Origin of the sequence: Burkholderia sp. Bp8963 (genome assembly GCF_003854275.1) — a bacterium.
Classification (GTDB): domain Bacteria; phylum Pseudomonadota; class Gammaproteobacteria; order Burkholderiales; family Burkholderiaceae; genus Burkholderia.
In genome coordinates, this window is record NZ_QTQP01000027.1 from 38,235 (window position 1) to 56,098 (window position 17,864).

Sequence of the window (17,864 nt, forward strand, 5' to 3'; positions counted from 1 at the left end):
CGCGCCCGACCTGCCCCGCCGACCTGCTCCACCATCACGCGCCCGTATACACCACGCGATACGGAATGCCGACCTTCTCCCATTCCGCCGCCTCCTGGCTGAGGCTGTAATCGGTCAGCGGATTCTGCTCGACCCACGCGCCGGGCAGACGCACTTCGTACCCGCCCTTCTTCATCTGCGTCACGGAAATGTCCGGCAGCCCCGCATCGGTACGGCGGCGGCACAGCAGCGCGGCCAGACGCAGACAGAACAGCAGCGGCCACTCGACTTCGCGCGCCTGCGACAGCTTGCCAAGCTTGCCTGCATGGCCGAGCACGAGCGCCGCGAGGCGCGCCTGGTCGGTACGCGAGAAACCCGGCATGTCCGCATTGCTCGCGATGTACGCGGAATGCTTGTGATAGGAGCTGTGCGAAATCGACAGACCAATCTCGTGCAGTGCCGCCGCCCAGCCGAGGAACATCCGGCTTTCCTCGCGGAGTTCGTCGTCGGGCTCCTCAAGCTGGTCGTAGAAGCGCACCGCCAACGCGGCAATCCGCTCGGCCTGCGCGCGATCGACGCCATAGCGGCGCGTAAAGCCCTCGACGGTCACCGCGCGCATGTCCTCGTGCTGCGCTCGGCCGAGCAGGTCGTACAGCACGCCGAGGCGCAGCGCACCGTCGGTCGTGTCGACATAGTCGATGCCGAGCTCCTCGAACACCGCGAGCATGATCGCGAGCCCGCCGGCGAGCACCGGCACGCGGTCGGGCTTCAGCGCGACGAGCTTCAGCCGGTTGACGTTCTCGGACTTGATCAGCGCGCGCTTCAGGCGCTCGAGCCCGCCGCGCGAAATCCCGTGCGACACGCCGGGATCGTTGAAGCCGTTCGCCTCGACGAGTTCCGCGAGCGCGCGCGCGGTGCCCGACGAACCGATCGCCTGATCCCACCCCGCCTTCTTGTACTCGCCCGAAATGATCTGGATCTCGCGCTTCGCGGCGAGTTCGGCCTGCCGCATCGTGTACTCGTCGACGTTGCCGGCCGGGAAAAATGCGCGGCTATGGCTCACGCAACCGATGTACAGGCTCTCCATCACGAGCGGCGTGTAGTGCGAGCCGATGATGAACTCGGTCGAACCGCCGCCGATATCGACGACGAGCCGCTTGCCCGCGCTCGCCGGCACCGAATGCGCGGCACCCGCATAGATCAGACGGGCCTCTTCGCGGCCCGCGATCACTTCGATCGGAAACCCGAGCGCCGCTTCCGCCTCGACGAGGAACTCGCCCGCGTTCTTCGCGACGCGCAGCGTGTTGGTCGCCACCGCGCGCACGTGATCGGGATGAAAATCGCGCAGCCGTTCGCCGAACCGCTTGAGCGCCTCCCAGCCACGCTCCTGCGATGCGCGGTCGAGCATCTTGTCGAGCGACAGGCCAGCGGCCAGCCGCACCGGCTCGCGCAGCGCGTCGACAGGATAGATCTGGCTACCGGCCGGCGTCTCCTCGATGCGTCCGACGATCAGCCGGAAGCTGTTCGAGCCGAGATCCACTGCAGCCAGCAAGTGGGGGGTTGTAACCATCAGAAAGGGGCTCCGTGCGCGTTCGACCGCGGCTGTCAGTCACCGCGGGGCAGTCAATCAAAGGCGACATTTTAAGCGTGGAACGCCTGCCGGTGTCACGTTCGGCGGGCATGCACCCTGCAGCATTGTATATAGGTGAAACATTTATGCGACGAAACGTTTCCGGCGTAGAATTTGCCGATACATAACGATTCCTGTCATTTGCACGTCATCACATCGTGAGAGTTTCCGAGCGTCCTTTCGAGTCATTGACCGACCCATCCCCCACTCTGCCGATGTCCGTTCGATACCCGCTTCTCAATCGTGAACTCGGCATCCTTGGTTTCAATGAGCGCGTCCTCGCGCAAGCGGCCGACCCGCATGTCCCCCTGCTGGAACGCCTGCGCTTCGTCTGCATCACGAGCAGCAACCTCGACGAATTCTTCGAAGTCCGGATGGCTGGCATGCAGGAGCAGATCCGCGACAATCCCGGCGCGCTCACGCCCGACGGCATGTCGTTACAGCATGCTTACGATCTCGTCGTCGAGCGCGCGCAGCGTCTCGTGCACCGCCAGTACACGATGCTGCACGAAACGGTGCTGCCGGCGCTCGAACAGGAAGGCATCTACTTCCACAGCAGCGACACGTGGAACGACGAGCAGACCGAATGGGCGCGGCGCTATTTCTTCGACGAACTGCTGCCGGTGCTGACGCCGATCGGCCTCGATCCCGCCCACCCGTTCCCGCGCGTACTGAACAAGAGCCTGAACTTCGTCGTCGAGCTCGAGGGCCGCGACGCGTTCGGCCGCCAGGCCGTGATGGGCATCGTGCAGGCGCCGCGCGCGCTGCCGCGCGTCGTGCGCATGCCGCATGCGCTGTCCGGCTTCGAGCACGGCTTCGTGCTGCTGAGTTCGTTCATGCAGCGCTTCGTCGGCGAGCTGTTTCCGCAGCTCGTCGTGAAGAGCTGCAACCAGTTCCGCATTACGCGCAACAGCGAACTGTTCGTCGACGAAGACGAAATCACGAACCTGCGCGTCGCGCTGCAGGGCGAACTGCCCGCGCGCCATCTCGGCAATGCGGTGCGCCTCGAAGTGTCCGCCGATACGCCCGCGCATATCGTGCGGCGCCTGCTCGAAGAAAGCGGGCTCAGCGAGAAAGACTGCTATCGCGTGATCGGTTCGGTGAACCTCGTGCGGCTGATGCAGATCCCGGACCTCGTCGACCGTCCGGATCTGAAGTTCGCGCCGTTCACCGCATCGATTCCGCCCGTCATCGCGAATGCGGGCACGATGTTCGACGCGATCGACGACGGCGACATCCTGCTGCATCACCCGTACGAAAGCTTCCAGCCCGTGCTCGAGCTGCTGCAGCAGGCGGCGAAGGATCCGAGCGTCGTCGCGATCAAGCAGACGATCTATCGTACCGGCACCGACTCGCCGCTGATGGATGCACTGATGGAAGCCGCGCGCAACGGCAAGGAAGTGACGGTCGTCGTCGAGCTGCTCGCCCGCTTCGACGAGGAGACCAACATCAACTGGGCGTCGCAGCTCGAAGCGGTGGGCGCGCACGTCGTGTACGGCGTCGTCGGACACAAGTGCCACGCGAAGATGATGCTGATCGTGCGGCGCGTCGTGAAGGCCGGCAAGGCGTCGCTGCGCCGCTACGTGCACCTCGGTACCGGCAACTACCATCCGCGCACCGCCCGCCTCTATACGGACTTCGGGCTGATGACGGCCGACCAGAAGATCTGCGAGGACGTTCATCACGTATTCCAGCAACTGACCGGGATCGGCGGCGAGCTGACGCTGCATGAGCTGTGGCAGTCGCCGTTCACGCTGCATCCGCGCATCATCGACGCGATCCGCGCCGAAACCGAGAACGCGCGCGCAGGCAAGCGCGCACGCGTTGTCGCGAAGATGAACGCGCTGCTCGAGCCGTCGGTGATCGCGGCGCTGTACGAAGCGTCGCAGGCAGGCGTGAAGGTCGACCTGATCGTGCGCGGCGTCTGCGCGCTGCAGCCGGGCGTACCGGGGCTGTCGGACAACATCACGGTGCGCTCGATCGTCGGCCGCTTCCTCGAGCATCACCGGATCTACTACTTCCACGCGAACGGCGCCGAGGACGTGTACCTGTCAAGCGCAGACTTGATGGACCGCAACCTGTTCCGCCGCGTCGAGGTTGCGTTTCCGATTCGACAGCGCAAGCTCAAGCACCGCGTGATCGCCGAGGGTCTGTCGGTGTTCCTCGGCGACAACCAGTGCTCGTGGACGATGCACAGCGACGGTCACTACCGGCGCCGCCGCGCGGGCAAGGCAGTGCGCAATGCGCAGCTCGGCCTGCTCGCAAAATTCTGCTCGTGACGCGCATCGCGCGACCATGAAAAAAGCGCAGCCAGGCTGCGCTTTTTTCATGGTCGATGCCCGCTTACGTCACGCGCGGCATCCGAAGCGGCTACTTCATCATGCCTCGTAGGCCGCCGGCCTCACCGTCACGGTCCGCAGCGCCGGAAAGCGCGCGGTGAACGTGCTGCCGCGCCCCTCCTCGCTCTGGATGTACAGATGCGCATCGTGCCGCTGCAGCACGTGCTTGACGATTGCGAGCCCGAGCCCCGTGCCGCCCGTATCGCGCGAACGGCTGCGGTCGACGCGGTAGAAGCGCTCGGTCAGCCGCGGCAGATCGGTGGCCGGGATGCCAAACCCGCTGTCCGTCACCGAGAACACGGCCTGCGGGCCTTCGCGCCGCCACGATACGAGGATCTTGCCGCCTTCCGGCGTATAGCGGATCGCATTCGTCACGAGGTTCGCGAACGCGCTGAAGATTTCCGTCTGCGCGCCGGCAACCGCAAGCGTTTCGTCGATCGCGAACTCGATGTCGTGATGCCCGTTCGACAGCGTCTGCGCATCTTCCTTCAGATGGTCGAACACGGACCGCATGTCGACCGGCCGATCGGCGGCCGGCTTGCTCTCGCCTTCGAGCTTCGCAAGCACCAGCAGGTCGGTGACGATATGACGCATCCGCGAGGCCTGCTGCTCCATCAGGTCGAGATAGCGCGCGCGGTCCTCTTCGTTGAGCGGCAGCTCGCGCATCGTTTCGAGGAAACCCGACAGCACGGTGAGCGGCGTCTTCAGCTCGTGCGATACGTTCGCGACGAAGTCGCGCCGCATCGCGTCGGTGCGCTCGAGCTCGGTGATGTCCTGCGTCAGCAGCAGCTTGCGATTCTCGCCGTACGGGAACACCTGCACCGCGAGCACGTTCTGCCGCGCATCGCCCATTCCGTGCATCACGAGCATCTCGTCGTAGTGCTGGGAATTCAGGTAGCGGACGAAATCAGGATGCCGAACCAGGTTGGTGACGTGCTGGCGCAGGTCGCGCTTTGCGTCGAGGCCGAAATGCACTTCGGCGATCGCATTGCACCACTCGATCTGGTCGTGGTCGTCGAGCATCGCGACGCCGTTCGGCGACGCCTGGATCGCCTGGATGAAGCGCGAATGCTGCTGCTCGACCTGCCGCACCTGTGCGTGCCACTGCTTCGCGAGCTTGTGCAGCCGGTAATAAATCTCGCCCCAGATGCCCGGCGCGCTCGGCACTTCGCCATACACGGGCGCATCGAGCAGGCGCCAGAGGCGCTGAGTGTGGAAGGTACTGAAAAAGCCCTGGGCGACCAGCATCACGGCCGCGAACACGAGGCCCGCGGTCGGACCGGCAAGAAAGCCGACCAGTACGCTGATCAGCACGAGCAACACGAGCGACACGATGAAGCGCGCCCAGATGATGTTCATGATTCAGCGTCCGAAAAGTTGATATGCGTGCCGCGGCGCGCCACGCACCGCTCGTGCATTAGGCGTGTTTCGCAAGCCGGTAGCCGCTGCCGCGGACCGTCTCGATCATCGCGTCGCAACCGGCCGGCTTGAGCGCCGCGCGCAATCGTTTGATATGCACGTCCACGGTGCGTTCTTCGACGAACACGTGATCGCCCCACACCTGGTCGAGCAGCTGCGTGCGGCTGTGCACGCGCTCCGGATGCGTCATGAAGAAGTGCAGCAGGCGGAACTCGGTCGGGCCGAGATCGAGCTTGATCTCGCTGCCTTCCGCGTGGGCGGCGACCCGATGCGTCGCCGGGTCGAGACGCAGCCCGTTGATCGACACGACGTCCTCGGTCAGCTGCGGCGCGCGGCGGCGCAGCACCGCCTTGATGCGCGCCATCAGCTCCTTCGGCGAAAACGGCTTCGTCACGTAGTCGTCCGCGCCGATCTCGAGGCCGAGCACCTTGTCCTGCTCGTCGCCGCGCGCGGTCAGCATGATGATCGGGATGTGCTTGGTCCGCTCGTTGTTGCGCAGGTCGCGCGCGAACGCGATGCCGGACTTGCCCGGCAGCATCCAGTCGAGCAGCACGAGATCGGGCAGCACGTCGCTGATCAGGTTCGCCGCCTGCTCCGCGTTGTACGCGCGGATCGGGCAGTGTCCGGCATGCTGGAGATTCACCGAGATCAGCTCGGAAATCGCGGGTTCGTCTTCGATGACGAGAATGTTGCTGGGCATCGGCACCTCGTTGTCCGTCCTGAACGGAGACGTGTTAACTATTGGCTTCGCGATCGAGCGTGTCGCGCGGCTGGTGCCGCACGTCGGTGCCCTTCACGATGTAGATGATGAATTCGGCGAGGTTCTTCGCGTGGTCGCCGATCCGTTCGATCGCCTTCGCGATGAACAGGTACTCGAGGCCGACCGAGATCGTGCGCGGGTCTTCCTGCATGTACGACACGAGCTTGCGCACGAACGCGCGGAATTCCTGGTCGATTTCCTTGTCGTCCTTGACGATCTGCGCGGCGGCGACCGTGTCGAGACGCGCGAACGCATCGAGCGCGCGGCGCAGAATCGTCACGGCCATCTCGCCGGACACCTTGATCTCGGCGATGTTGACCGCGCGCGCGGCCGGCTCGTCGACCAGGCGGCGCACGCGCTTCGCGATCTTCTCCGCCTCGTCGCCGGCGCGCTCGAGGTTCGTAATCGTTTTCGAAATCGACATCAAAAGACGCAGGTCGCGCGCGGCAGGCTGGCGCAGCGCGATGATGTTGCCGCACTCCTGGTCGATGTCGACTTCCATCGCGTTCAGGATGTCTTCGTTCGCGATCACCTTCTCGGCCGCATCGCGGTCGAATTCGTTGAGCGCGTGCATCGCGCCGATGATCTGCGCCTCGACGAGCCCGCCCATCTCGAGCACCTTCGACGACACGGCATTGAGATCGGCGTCGAACTGGCTCGACAAATGTTTATCCGACATGGCTGTTGTTCTCCGTCATCAACCGAAGCGGCCGGTGATGTAGTCTTCCGTTTCCTTGCGTACCGGCTTGATGAAGATCTTCTCGGTCTCGCCGAATTCGATCAGTTCGCCCAGGTACATGTAGGCCGTGAAATCCGAGCAGCGCGCCGCCTGCTGCATGTTGTGCGTGACGATCACGACCGTATAGTCGCTCTTCAGCTCCGCGATCAGCTCTTCGATGCGGCCCGTCGAGATCGGGTCGAGCGCCGAGCACGGCTCGTCGAGCAGCAGCACTTCCGGACGGATCGCGATGCCGCGCGCGATGCACAGACGCTGCTGCTGGCCACCCGAGAGGCCGTAGCCGCTCTGGCCGAGCTTGTCCTTCACTTCGTTCCACAGCGCGGCCTTCGTCAGCGCCCACTCGACGCGGTCGTCCATTTCCGAACGCGTGAGCTTCTCGAACATCTTCACGCCGAACGCGATGTTGTCGTAGATCGACATCGGGAACGGCGTCGGCTTCTGGAACACCATGCCGATTCGCGCACGCAGCAGCGAGATGTCGCGCTTCGTCGTCAGCAGGTTCTCGCCGTCCATCAGGATCTCGCCTTCGGCGCGCTGCTCCGGATAGAGCGCAAACATCTTGTTGAACGTGCGCAGCAGCGTCGACTTGCCGCAACCCGACGGGCCGATGAACGCGGTCACCTTGCCTTCGGGAATGCGCATGTTGATGTTCTTCAGCGCGTGGAACTTGTTGTAGAAGAAGTTGAGGTTGTTGACTTCGATCTTCGCGTCCAGCGGCTCGAGCGGACGGCCGTCCGCGGCGCCCTGCGTACCAGCCGGTGCGGCGACGCGTTCGATGGGATTCAGGTGGCTCTCTGCCATATTCATCGGATTGCTCCGCCGTTACTGTTTCGAGAAGATCGAGCGCGCCAGGATGTTGAGTCCGAGCACCCCGAGCGTAATCAGGAACACGCCCGCCCATGCGAGCGACTGCCATTCCGCGAACGGGCTCATCGCGAACTTGAAGATCGTGACGGGCAGGTTGGCCATCGGCTGGCTCATGTCCCACGAGAAGAACTGGTTCGACAGCGCGGTAAACAGCAGCGGCGCCGTCTCGCCGGCGATCCGCGCGACTGCGAGCAGCACGCCCGTGATGATGCCGCCCATCGACGCGCGCAGCGTGATCTTCAGCACCATCCGCCACTTCGGCGTACCGAGCGCGAAGGCCGCTTCGCGCAGCGCGTTCGGCACGAGCTTCAGCATGTTCTCGGTCGTGCGGATCACGATCGGGATCTGCAGCAGTGCGAGTGCGATCACGCCGGCCCAGCCGGAGAAGCGGCCCGACTTCGCGACGACGATCGCGTAGACGAACAGGCCCACGACGATCGACGGCGCCGACAGCAGGATGTCGTTGATGAAACGAACCGTGCTCGCGAGCAGGTTCTTCTGCCCGTATTCGGCGAGGTACACGCCCGCGAGGACGCCGATCGGCGTACCGACCAGCGTGCCGAAGCCGACCAGCATCAGGCTGCCGACGATCGCGTTCGCGAGGCCGCCACCCGGTGTGTTCGGCGGCGGGGTCGATTCGGTGAACATTTGCAGCGACAGGCCGCCGATGCCGAGGTGCAGCGTCGTGTAGAGGATCCACACGAGCCACATCAGGCCGAACGCCATCGCGCCGAGCGATGCGGTAAGCGCGATCCCGTTGACGATCTTGCGCTTGCGCTGCAGGCGGCTGCGCATCGCGTCGAGCACGGCGCCGTCCGGTCCGGGGAAATTCATCACGGGCTCGCTCATTTCTTGCCCTCTCCTTTCTCGAGGCGCAGCAGCAGCAGTTTGGAAATGGCCAGCACGATGAACGTGATCACGAACAGGATCAGGCCCAGTTCCATCAGCGCGGACGTATGCAGGCCGGGCGACGCTTCGGCAAACTCGTTAGCGAGCGCCGACGTGATGCTGTTGCCCGGCGAGAACAGCGAAACGTTGTCGAGCAGGTTCGTGTTGCCGATCACGAACGTGACCGCCATCGTTTCGCCGAGTGCGCGGCCGAGGCCGAGCATCACGCCGCCGATCACGCCGGTCTTCGTATAGGGCAGCACGATCTTCCACATCACTTCCCAGGTCGTGCAGCCGATCCCGTATGCCGATTCCTTCAGCAGCACGGGGGTGACCTCGAACACGTCGCGCATCACCGAAGCGATGTACGGAATGATCATGATCGCGAGAATCACGCCGGCGGCGAGAATGCCGATGCCGATCGGCGGGCCGGCGAACAGCGTACCGAGCACCGGCACGCCGTCGAACAGGCGGCCGATCGGTTTCTGGAAATAGGTCGCGAAGATCGGCGCGAACACGAGCAGGCCCCACATCCCGTAGACGATCGACGGGATCGCAGCGAGCAGCTCGATCGCGATGCCGAGCGGACGACGCAGCCAGACGGGCGACAGCTCGGTGAGGAACAGCGCGATACCGAAGCTGACGGGCACGGCGATCACCAGTGCGATCACCGACGTCACGATCGTGCCGTAGATCGGCACGAGCGCGCCGTAGACATCCGAATTGGGGTCCCATTCGGACTGCCAGAGAAAGCCGAGGCCGAACTTCTGGATGGTCGGCATCGACGAGATGATCAGCGAGACGATGATGCCGCCGAGCAGCAACAGCGTCACGATCGCGGCGAGCCAGGCGAGGCCGCCGAACAGGATGTCCCCGATGCGGCTCGGCGCGCGTTGCTGCGCACCGTCACCGGAGCGGGAAGACACGTATGGGATGTCAGACATGGTTGCCTGTTTTTTGAATGCCGGACGCCGTGACGCCCGGCCTTACCGCACGCACTGCCCGGCCAGCTCGGCCGGGCAGCGAACCGCTGTAACGCTTACCTTACTCCGCGGCGACCGGCTTGCCCGCTGCGTCCGTCACCTTGGTCTTCCACTGCTTGCGGATTTCCGCTTCGACCGCCGGCGGCAGCGAGATGTAGTCGAGGCTGTCAGCCGCCTTCTCGCCGTTCTTGAACGCCCAGCCGAAGAACTTCAGCGTTTCCGCGCCCTGCTCCGGCTTGTCCTGCTTCGCATGCAGCAGCACGAACGTCGCGCCGACGACCGGCCATGCTTCCTTGCCCGGCTGGTTCGTCAGGATCTGGTAGAACGACTTCGACCAGTTCGCGCCGGCAGCAGCGGCCTTGAAGGTTTCCGTCTTCGGCTCGACCACCGTGCCCGTCGAATTCTTCAGCGCGGTGTAGACCATGCTGTTCTTCTTCGCGTACGCCCACTCGACGTAGCCGATCGCGCCCGGCAGGCGCTGCACGAATGCCGCGACGCCGTCGTTGCCCTTGCCGCCCGTGCCGGTCGGCCAGTTGACCGTCGTGCCTTCGCCGACCTTCGACTTCCACTCGTCGTTGACCTTCGACAGGTAGTTCGTCCAGATGAAGCTCGTACCCGAGCCGTCAGCACGGCGAACGACCGCGATGTCGGTATCCGGCAGCTTGACCTTCGGGTTCAGCGCGGCGATCGCCGGGTCGTTCCACTTCTTGATCTTGCCGAGGTAGATGTCGCCGAGCACCGGGCCCGACAGCGTCAGTTCACCTGCCTTCACGCCCGGCACGTTGACGACCGGCACCACGCCGCCGACCACCGTCGGGAACTGGAACAGGCCTTCCTTCGCGAGATCCTCGTCCTTCAGCGGTGCGTCCGAACCGGCAAAATCGACCGTCTTCGCGTTGATCTGCTTCAGGCCGCCCGACGAGCCGATGCCCTGGTAGTTGACCTTCGCACCGCCGGCCTGCTGGTAATCGGCAGCCCATTTCGTATAGATCGGCATGGCGAACGTGCTGCCTGCGCCCGTGATGTCGGCTGCATGTGCGGCGACGGCGAAAAGCGCGCCAGCCAGGCCGGCAATCGCGGTTTGCATCAATTTCATGAGACCTCCAGAGTGTGAGCGGATGACTACGGCACCGCGAAGGTTAGGGGGTGCTCATGACAGTACTGTGACAATCGATGAAACTGGCGTGACAGTAACATGACTGCCTGAAAGGTTACTGCGGACGGGGATCGGGTGTGCCGGGAACGCGCTGGCACAGCCAGAGTAGGCAAGAAATGCCGGAAAAGGAAAGGCGAAATGCGCGGGCGGCCTGGCGCCGCTGCGATGATCGCGGGCGGATTGTACCCCACCACCGCCGGCACGCCGGCACGCCGGCGGCGGGCACGGACGGCGCAGCAACAGGATGCGCGCCGCCCTGCCCGCGATTCGGGATCAGGGATCCGGGATCAGGCCGTCGCCGCGCGGACCACGTCGGCGATCGCCTCTGCATGACGGTTCGCGTCCGCAACCTGCTGGGCCTCGACCATCACGCGCAGCACGGGCTCCGTGCCCGACGCGCGAATCAGCACGCGGCCGCTGCCGGCCAGCGCCTTCTCCGCATCGTCGATCGCCGTGCGGATCGATACATTGCCCTTCCAGTCCGAACCCGGCTTCATCCGCACGTTGATCAGCTTCTGCGGGAACAGCGTCACGCCGTCGAGCAACTGGGCGAGCGTGAGGCCGCTGCGCTTCAGCGCGGCCAGCACCAGCAGCGCCGACACGATGCCGTCGCCGGTCGTATGCCGGTCGAGCGACAGGATGTGACCGGACCCTTCCGCCCCCAGTTGCCAGCCGCGTTCGCGCAGCTGCTCGAGCACGTAGCGGTCGCCGACCGCCGCGCGCACGAACTGCACGCCCTCGCGCTGCAGCGCGACTTCGACGGCGAGATTCGTCATCAGCGTTCCAACGGCCCCTTCGACTTGACCGTTAGTTGCAATACGGTCCTTGACCAGCACGTAGAGCAGCTCGTCGCCGTTGAACAGCCGGCCGGACGCATCGACGACCTGCAGGCGGTCCGCGTCGCCGTCGAGCGCAATGCCGAGATCGGCGTGGTTCGCACGCACCGCGCGTACCAGCGCGTCGGGTGCGGTCGCGCCGACACCGTCATTGATGTTGAAGCCGTTCGGCGCAACGCCGATCGGAATCACGTCCGCACCCAGCTCGTGGAACACGTGCGGCGCAATCTGGTATGCGGCGCCATGCGCGCAGTCGATCACGAGCTTCATCCCGCGCAGGTCGAACGCCGCCGGGAACGTGCTCTTGCAGAATTCGATGTAGCGGCCGGCCGCATCGTCGAGACGGCGCGCCTTGCCAAGCCCGTCGGACGGCGCGCATTCGAGCGGCTTCGCGAGCCATGCCTCGATCGCGGCTTCGGTCTCGTCGGGCAGCTTGTTGCCGTCCGCGGAGAAGAACTTGATGCCGTTGTCGTGATACGGGTTGTGCGACGCGCTGATCACGACGCCCGCCGCCAGGCGCAGCGCACGCGTCAGGTACGCGACGCCCGGTGTCGGCATCGGGCCGGCCAGCATCACGTCGACGCCCGCCGCGGAAAAGCCCGCCTCCAGCGCAGCCTCGAGCATGTAGCCCGACACGCGCGTGTCCTTGCCGATCAGTACCGTCGGGCGCGCGCCCGATGCGGCGTCGGCCGAGCCTGCCAGCACCTTGCCGGCCGCGTAGCCAAGCCGCAACACAAAATCGGGCGTGATCGGCGCTTCACCGACCGTGCCGCGAATGCCGTCCGTGCCGAAATATCGACGTCCCATAAAGCAGTTTCCTCCTCGTTCTGACTTATCTATGCCGCGCGGCTTCCCGCACGGCCTCCCAGATTTTCAGCGCGTCGACGGTCGGCGCGACGTCGTGCACGCGCACGATTGCGGCGCCCCGCTCCACTGCGCACAGCGCGGCCGCGACGCTCGCTGCGACGCGCTCCATCGGCGGCTTGCCGCCGATCACCGCGCCGAGCATCGATTTGCGCGACATGCCCGCGAGAATCGGATAGGGCCGACCGTCGGGCCGCGCAGGCGTCGTCTGCGGCAATGCGGCGAGCAGCGCATAGTTATGTTCGACGACGGCCTTGCCGAACCCGAAGCCCGGATCGACGCAGATCCGCTCCGGCGCGACGCCCGCGTCCATCAGTGCCTGCGCACGCGCGGCAAGGAAGTCCCGAACGTCGATGACCACATCGCGATAGTCGGGCTCGAGCACCTGCATCGTCTGCGGCTCGCCGAGCATGTGCATCGCGCACAGCCCGCTGTTGCCGTCGCGCACGGCCTCGATCGCACCCGGCTGGCGAAAGCCCCAGATGTCGTTGATCAGGTCCGCGCCGGCGGCCAGCGCCGCGCGCATCACGGCCGGCTTGTAGGTATCGATCGACAGCGGCACGTTCAGCGGCCGCAATGCTTCGATCAGCGGAATCACGCGCGCGAGCTCTTCGTCGAGCAGCACCGGCGGCGCGCCGGGCCGTGTCGATTCGCCGCCGATGTCGAGAATGTCGGCCCCTTCGGCAATCATCCGCTCGGCCTGCCGCAGCGCATCGTCGCGGGCAACGAAGCGGCCACCATCGGAAAACGAATCGGGCGTCGCGTTGAGGATGCCCATGACGAGCGGACGTTCGAACGTCAGCGTGAAGCGGCCGCACTGGAGCGGCGCGGGAATGAATGACGGGGAGGCGGAATCGGACACGAGCAACGAGCGTGAATGAATGCAAAACGGGCCGGTGTGAAGCCACACCAGCCCGTGAACGGCGGCAAGCGGAAATTATGCCGGCGAAGCAGGCGCCGTTGCGCTGCCCGGCTTGACCTCGGCCCCGGTACCGCCCGACGACGGATCGCTGCCGATGGTCGGCGAGCTCTTCGGCGAGCGCGGCGGACGGCCTTCCATGATGTCGTTGATCTGATCGGCGTCGATCGTTTCCCACTCCATCAGCGCGGCGGTCATCGCCTCGACCTTGTCGCGGTTCTCGTCGAGCAGGCGGCGAGCGAGGCTGTACTGCTCGTCGAGCACGCGGCGGATTTCCGAATCGACCTTCTGCTGCGTCGCCTCGGAGATCGTCCGCGTAAAGCCGCGGCCGAACGGGCCCGAGTCGTTCTCGTCGTCGACATAGACCATCGGCCCGAGCGCGTCGGTCATGCCGAAGCGGGCAACCATCGCGCGTGCGGTCTGCGTCGCCTTGTTGAAGTCGTCCGAAGCACCGGTGCTGATCAGGTCCAGGAACAGTTCCTCGGCCACGCGGCCACCGAACAGGATCGCCAGGCGGTCGAGCAGGTAATCCTTCGAATACGTCTCGTTGTCATGCTCGGGCAGTTGCCACGTAACGCCCAGCGCACGGCCGCGCGGGATGATCGTGACCTTGTGCACCGGATCGGCCTTCGGCAGCAGCTTCGCGATCACCGCGTGACCGGACTCGTGGTACGCGGTCGCGCGCTTCGCTTCCTCGCGGATCACGGCCGACTTGCGCTCCGGCCCCATGAAGATCTTGTCCTTCGCGTCCTCGAAGTCCTGCATCTCGACGATCCGCTTGCCGCGGCGCGCCGCGAACAGCGCGGCTTCGTTGACGAGGTTTGCGAGATCCGCACCCGAGAAGCCCGGCGTGCCGCGCGCAATGACTGCCGCGTCGACGTCGTTCGCGATCGGCACCTTGCGCAGGTGCACGCGCATGATCTGCTCGCGGCCGCGGATGTCCGGCAGGCCGACGTAGACCTGGCGGTCGAAACGGCCCGGACGCAGCAGCGCCTTGTCGAGCACGTCGGAACGGTTGGTCGCGGCGATCACGATCACGCCCGAATTCGCTTCGAAGCCGTCCATCTCGACGAGCATCTGGTTCAGCGTCTGCTCGCGCTCGTCGTTGCCGCCGCCCATGCCGGCGCCGCGATGGCGGCCGACCGCGTCGATTTCGTCGATGAACACGATGCACGGCGCGTGCTTCTTCGCCTGCTCGAACATGTCGCGCACGCGGGCCGCGCCGACGCCGACGAACATTTCGACGAAGTCGGAACCCGAGATGCTGAAGAACGGCACCTTCGCTTCACCCGCGATCGCGCGGGCGAGCAGCGTCTTGCCGGTACCCGGAGGGCCGACCAGCAGCACGCCGCGCGGAATGCGGCCGCCGAGTTTCTGGAATTTCTGCGGATCGCGCAGGAAGTCGACGAGCTCGGACACTTCTTCCTTCGCTTCGTCGCAGCCCGCGACGTCGGAGAAGTTGACCGCGTTGTTGTTCTCGTCGATCAGCCGCGCGCGCGACTTGCCGAACGAGAATGCGCCGCCTTTGCCGCCTCCCTGCATCTGCCGCATCATGTAGAACCAGAAGCCGATGATCAGGATCGTCGGCCCGAGGTAATACAGCGCGGACATCAGCGCGTTCGGCTCGTCGTCGGCCTTGCCGCTGACCTGCACGCCATACTTCATCAGATCGCCGACCATCCAGATGTCGCCGGGCGACACGATCTGGTATTTCTGGCCATCAGCCGGAGTGACGGTGAGGTTGCGCCCCTGCACGACGACATTCTTGACCTTGCCGTTCTTGGCGTCGTCCATGAACTGCGAATAGGACACGCCTTCCTGGACGCGGGGCTTGTCGAACTGCTTGAACACCGTAAACAGCACCAGTGCGATCACCAGCCACACTGCTGCCTTCGAAAACATATTGTTGTTCAAAGCACCACTCCTTCACTCGTAGACGAGCGCCTACATTTTCCTTGCGGCGCCCCTCAGGCATTCTAATCCAGTCCGACCACCCCCGCCATAAGCATTGACAACCGTTGCGATAGCGAACGGCTTGTCTGGCAAGGGCCGGAGCCCGTTTGCGGCCCCCGACTTCCGCGTCAGCGCGGATGCTTCAGGTGCCGCCCCAAGATGAACGTTTCGGACGATTTGTCGCGGGACGCCTTGGGCTTGCGCGGCGCGACAACCTTGAACTGCTGCTTGAATTTCTCGACGATCTGGCTATAGCCGCTGCCGTGAAAACATTTCACCAGCAGCGCGCCATCCGGCTTCAGATGATTCTGCGCGAATTCGAGCGCCAGATCGCACACGTGCTCGATGCGTGCCGCATCCGCAGACGCGACCCCCGACAGGTTGGGGGCCATGTCGGAAATTACAAGGTCCACCGGCCGGCCTTCGAGAACGTCCTCGAGTTGATGCAGCACCGCGTCCTCGCGAAAGTCGCCCTGGATGAAGTGCACGTCGGAGATCGGCTCCATCGGCAGCATGTCGAGCGCGACGATCGTGCCGTCGATGCCGCCTTCGCGCACCGTGTCGCGTTTCCTGCCCTGCGCGAGCTTGTTGCGCGCGTACTGGCTCCAGCTGCCGGGCGCGGCGCCCAGGTCGACGATCACCTGGCCGGGTCGGATCAGCTTGTCCTGTTCGTCGATTTCCTTCAGCTTGTACGCGGCGCGCGCGCGATAGCCCTCCCGTTGCGCCATTTTGACGTACGGGTCGTTGATGTGGTCGTGCAGCCAGTGCTGGTTGAAGCGGTTCTTTGCCATTCGAGAGAGAGATTACTGCCATTTGCTTCGTGAAGCCGCGCTTTTGGCGGATAATACGCGTCTTCTTCGCGCGGCTGCGGCCCCAACGGGCCCAAGCCGCGATTTTACGTGGTTTTCGGCGCGCGGCTGACGCGGTAGTTGTCCGTGTTGCGCGCCCTTATTTTGAATTCGACATTCCATGCCAGCCCTTTCGCTTACTCCCGCCGAGCGCTCCGCGCTGCGCTCCGAAGCCCATGCGCTCAAGCCCGTCGTGCTGATCGGCGCCGAAGGGCTCACCGACGCGGTCCTGAAGGAAATCAAGGTGCACCTCGATGCGCACCAGTTGATCAAGATCCGCGTGTTCGGCGACGAGCGCGACGCGCGCATCGCGATCTACGACGAGATCTGCGACCGGCTGAACGCCGCGCCGATCCAGCACATTGGCAAGCTGCTCGTGATCTGGAAGCCCGAGGCCGCCGCCGCAGCGCCGGCCCGTGGCCGCCGTGCCGCCGGCACGCTGCCGAGCGCGGCCGAAGCCGCCGACGACAAGAAAGGCCGCGCGCCGCGCGTCGTCAAGGTCGTCAAGGTGTCGCCGAACGCGAGCCCCGTGCGCCGGCCGCGGCCGCAAAAGGTGACGGTGCGCGGCAACGAGCGCGTGACCGCCGGCGGCAACGTCAAGCGCGCGAAAAAGCGCCAGGCGAGCACCAAGCGGCCGTTCCAGGACAAGTAAGCCCGTCCGGCGCCCGGCCCGCGCATCGCGGCCGGCGCCTGCCGGCCGCCGCGGCGTTCACGCGTCGCGCGCCGGCAACCGCCAGATCAGCATCAGCCCGAGCACGCTCTCGACCAGGTAGAACAGGCTCGAGACGCCGTGCAGCATCCCGAAGCGGCTCGCATACGGCGAGTTCGCGATATCGGTGCCCGCGTCCATCGCGGCCACGCGCAGCGCGTTCATGAACGGCTGCAGCGCGAAATACCCGATCAGCACGCAGCCGACCATCGTCGCGAGAATCCAGCGCACGCGGCGATACTCGTCGCAGCCGCGCCGCACCTGCTGGTTCGACAGCACGAGCAACAGCACGCCGCACACGACACCGAGAATCGCCTCGATGCGAAACAGCTGCGCCGCGACCGAGCCGGCCGTCATCCGCTCGAGCGTCCTGAACAGCACGGGCGCGACCGCATACCCGATCGTCAGCAGGCTGCCGACCCAGATGGTCGACAGCAACCGGAACACGCGGTGCGGCATCGTGTCGCCCCGCCTCAGATGTAGCTGACCGAGATGATTTCGTACTCGCGCACGCCGCTCGGTGCCTGCACGGCCGCGACGTCGCCTTCGGATTTGCCGATCAGCGCGCGTGCGATCGGCGAGCTGACCGAGATCAGGCCGTGATCGATGTTGGCTTCGTCATCGCCGACGATCTGGTACTTGACGGTGTCGCCCGACTCGAGATCCTCGAGTTCGACCGTCGCCGCGAAGACCACGCGGCCGTCGGCGTCGAGCACGGTCGGATCGATCACCTGCGCAGCCGACAGCTTCGACTCGAGTTCCGCGATGCGGCCCTCGATGAAGCCCTGCTTTTCCTTGGCGGCGTCGTATTCTGCGTTTTCGGACAGGTCGCCCTGCGCGCGAGCCTCCGCGATCGCGTTGATCACGGCCGGCCGCTCGACGGACTTGAGGCGCTGCAATTCATCGCGCAGGAGTTCTGCGCCACGCTTTGTCAACGGAATGGTGCTCATAAACGGTCAATCGCTAAAAACGGCT

The 17,864-nt window shown here is 65.1% G+C and carries 16 protein-coding genes; 2 read left to right on the forward strand and 14 right to left on the reverse strand.

The genetic code is table 11. The features are described 5' to 3' along the window. Nucleotides 1-34 precede the first annotated feature (34 nt). Nucleotides 35-1,549 carry an exopolyphosphatase gene (ppx, locus tag DID96_RS22145; protein ID WP_124601404.1) on the reverse strand — a complete coding sequence of 505 codons (1,515 nt, stop codon included), beginning with the start codon at nucleotides 1,547-1,549 and terminating at the stop codon, nucleotides 35-37. 275 nt (nucleotides 1,550-1,824) lie between these two features. Here ppx and ppk1 point away from each other — a divergent pair, with 275 nt between their 5' ends. Continuing rightward, on the forward strand, nucleotides 1,825-3,888 hold the full coding sequence (gene ppk1, locus DID96_RS22150) for a polyphosphate kinase 1 (protein ID WP_124601405.1): 2,064 nt from the start codon (nucleotides 1,825-1,827) through the stop codon (nucleotides 3,886-3,888). 99 nt (nucleotides 3,889-3,987) lie between these two features. Here ppk1 and phoR read toward each other — a convergent pair whose 3' ends face one another. From phoR to DID96_RS22210, 11 genes are all read right to left on the reverse strand, one after another. Then, nucleotides 3,988-5,307 (reverse strand): phosphate regulon sensor histidine kinase PhoR, encoded by a 1,320-nt coding sequence (gene phoR, locus DID96_RS22155; protein ID WP_124601406.1) that lies wholly within the window; start codon nucleotides 5,305-5,307, stop codon nucleotides 3,988-3,990. A 58-nt stretch (nucleotides 5,308-5,365) separates the two neighbouring features. Beyond that, entirely contained in the window at nucleotides 5,366-6,067 is a 702-nt protein-coding gene (gene phoB / locus DID96_RS22160; RefSeq protein ID WP_059566937.1) for a phosphate regulon transcriptional regulator PhoB, read from the reverse strand. 34 nt (nucleotides 6,068-6,101) lie between these two features. Next, entirely contained in the window at nucleotides 6,102-6,806 is a 705-nt protein-coding gene (phoU, locus tag DID96_RS22165; RefSeq protein WP_124601407.1) for a phosphate signaling complex protein PhoU, read from the reverse strand. Between the two features lie 18 nt (nucleotides 6,807-6,824). Then, a complete protein-coding gene (gene pstB / locus DID96_RS22170; RefSeq protein WP_124601408.1) occupies nucleotides 6,825-7,673 on the reverse strand; it encodes a phosphate ABC transporter ATP-binding protein PstB in 849 nt (282 codons plus the stop codon). A 15-nt stretch (nucleotides 7,674-7,688) separates the two neighbouring features. Then, nucleotides 7,689-8,582 (reverse strand): phosphate ABC transporter permease PstA, encoded by an 894-nt coding sequence (gene pstA / locus DID96_RS22175; protein WP_124601409.1) that lies wholly within the window; start codon nucleotides 8,580-8,582, stop codon nucleotides 7,689-7,691. Then, complete coding sequence (gene pstC, locus DID96_RS22180; protein WP_124601410.1) at nucleotides 8,579-9,565, reverse strand: phosphate ABC transporter permease PstC; 987 nt, start codon at nucleotides 9,563-9,565, stop codon at nucleotides 8,579-8,581. The genes pstA and pstC overlap by 4 nt, the downstream gene beginning before the upstream one ends. 100 nt (nucleotides 9,566-9,665) lie before the next feature. After that, nucleotides 9,666-10,700, reverse strand: a complete 1,035-nt coding sequence (gene pstS, locus DID96_RS22185) for a phosphate ABC transporter substrate-binding protein PstS (RefSeq protein ID WP_124601411.1) — start codon at nucleotides 10,698-10,700, stop codon at nucleotides 9,666-9,668. A gap of 347 nt (nucleotides 10,701-11,047) precedes the next feature. Beyond that, nucleotides 11,048-12,403 carry a phosphoglucosamine mutase gene (gene glmM / locus DID96_RS22195; protein WP_124601413.1) on the reverse strand — a complete coding sequence of 452 codons (1,356 nt, stop codon included), beginning with the start codon at nucleotides 12,401-12,403 and terminating at the stop codon, nucleotides 11,048-11,050. 25 nt (nucleotides 12,404-12,428) lie between these two features. After that, a complete protein-coding gene (gene folP, locus DID96_RS22200) occupies nucleotides 12,429-13,370 on the reverse strand; it encodes a dihydropteroate synthase (RefSeq protein ID WP_124601414.1) in 942 nt (313 codons plus the stop codon). A 27-nt stretch (nucleotides 13,371-13,397) separates the two neighbouring features. Beyond that, the gene (gene ftsH / locus DID96_RS22205; protein ID WP_124601415.1) at nucleotides 13,398-15,293 is read right to left on the reverse strand and encodes an ATP-dependent zinc metalloprotease FtsH; all 1,896 of its coding nucleotides are present in this window, start codon (nucleotides 15,291-15,293) and stop codon (nucleotides 13,398-13,400) included. 167 nt (nucleotides 15,294-15,460) lie between these two features. Next, a complete protein-coding gene (locus DID96_RS22210; protein ID WP_124601416.1) occupies nucleotides 15,461-16,123 on the reverse strand; it encodes an RlmE family RNA methyltransferase in 663 nt (220 codons plus the stop codon). A gap of 178 nt (nucleotides 16,124-16,301) precedes the next feature. Here DID96_RS22210 and DID96_RS22215 point away from each other — a divergent pair, with 178 nt between their 5' ends. Further along, on the forward strand, nucleotides 16,302-16,832 hold the full coding sequence (locus DID96_RS22215; RefSeq protein WP_124601417.1) for a YhbY family RNA-binding protein: 531 nt from the start codon (nucleotides 16,302-16,304) through the stop codon (nucleotides 16,830-16,832). 57 nt (nucleotides 16,833-16,889) lie between these two features. Here DID96_RS22215 and DID96_RS22220 read toward each other — a convergent pair whose 3' ends face one another. Together DID96_RS22220 and greA are read right to left on the reverse strand one after the other, a co-directional pair. Continuing rightward, nucleotides 16,890-17,348 (reverse strand): DUF4149 domain-containing protein, encoded by a 459-nt coding sequence (locus DID96_RS22220; RefSeq protein ID WP_124601418.1) that lies wholly within the window; start codon nucleotides 17,346-17,348, stop codon nucleotides 16,890-16,892. A gap of 14 nt (nucleotides 17,349-17,362) precedes the next feature. Then, on the reverse strand, nucleotides 17,363-17,839 hold the full coding sequence (gene greA / locus DID96_RS22225) for a transcription elongation factor GreA (RefSeq protein ID WP_124601419.1): 477 nt from the start codon (nucleotides 17,837-17,839) through the stop codon (nucleotides 17,363-17,365). Nucleotides 17,840-17,864 lie beyond the last annotated feature (25 nt).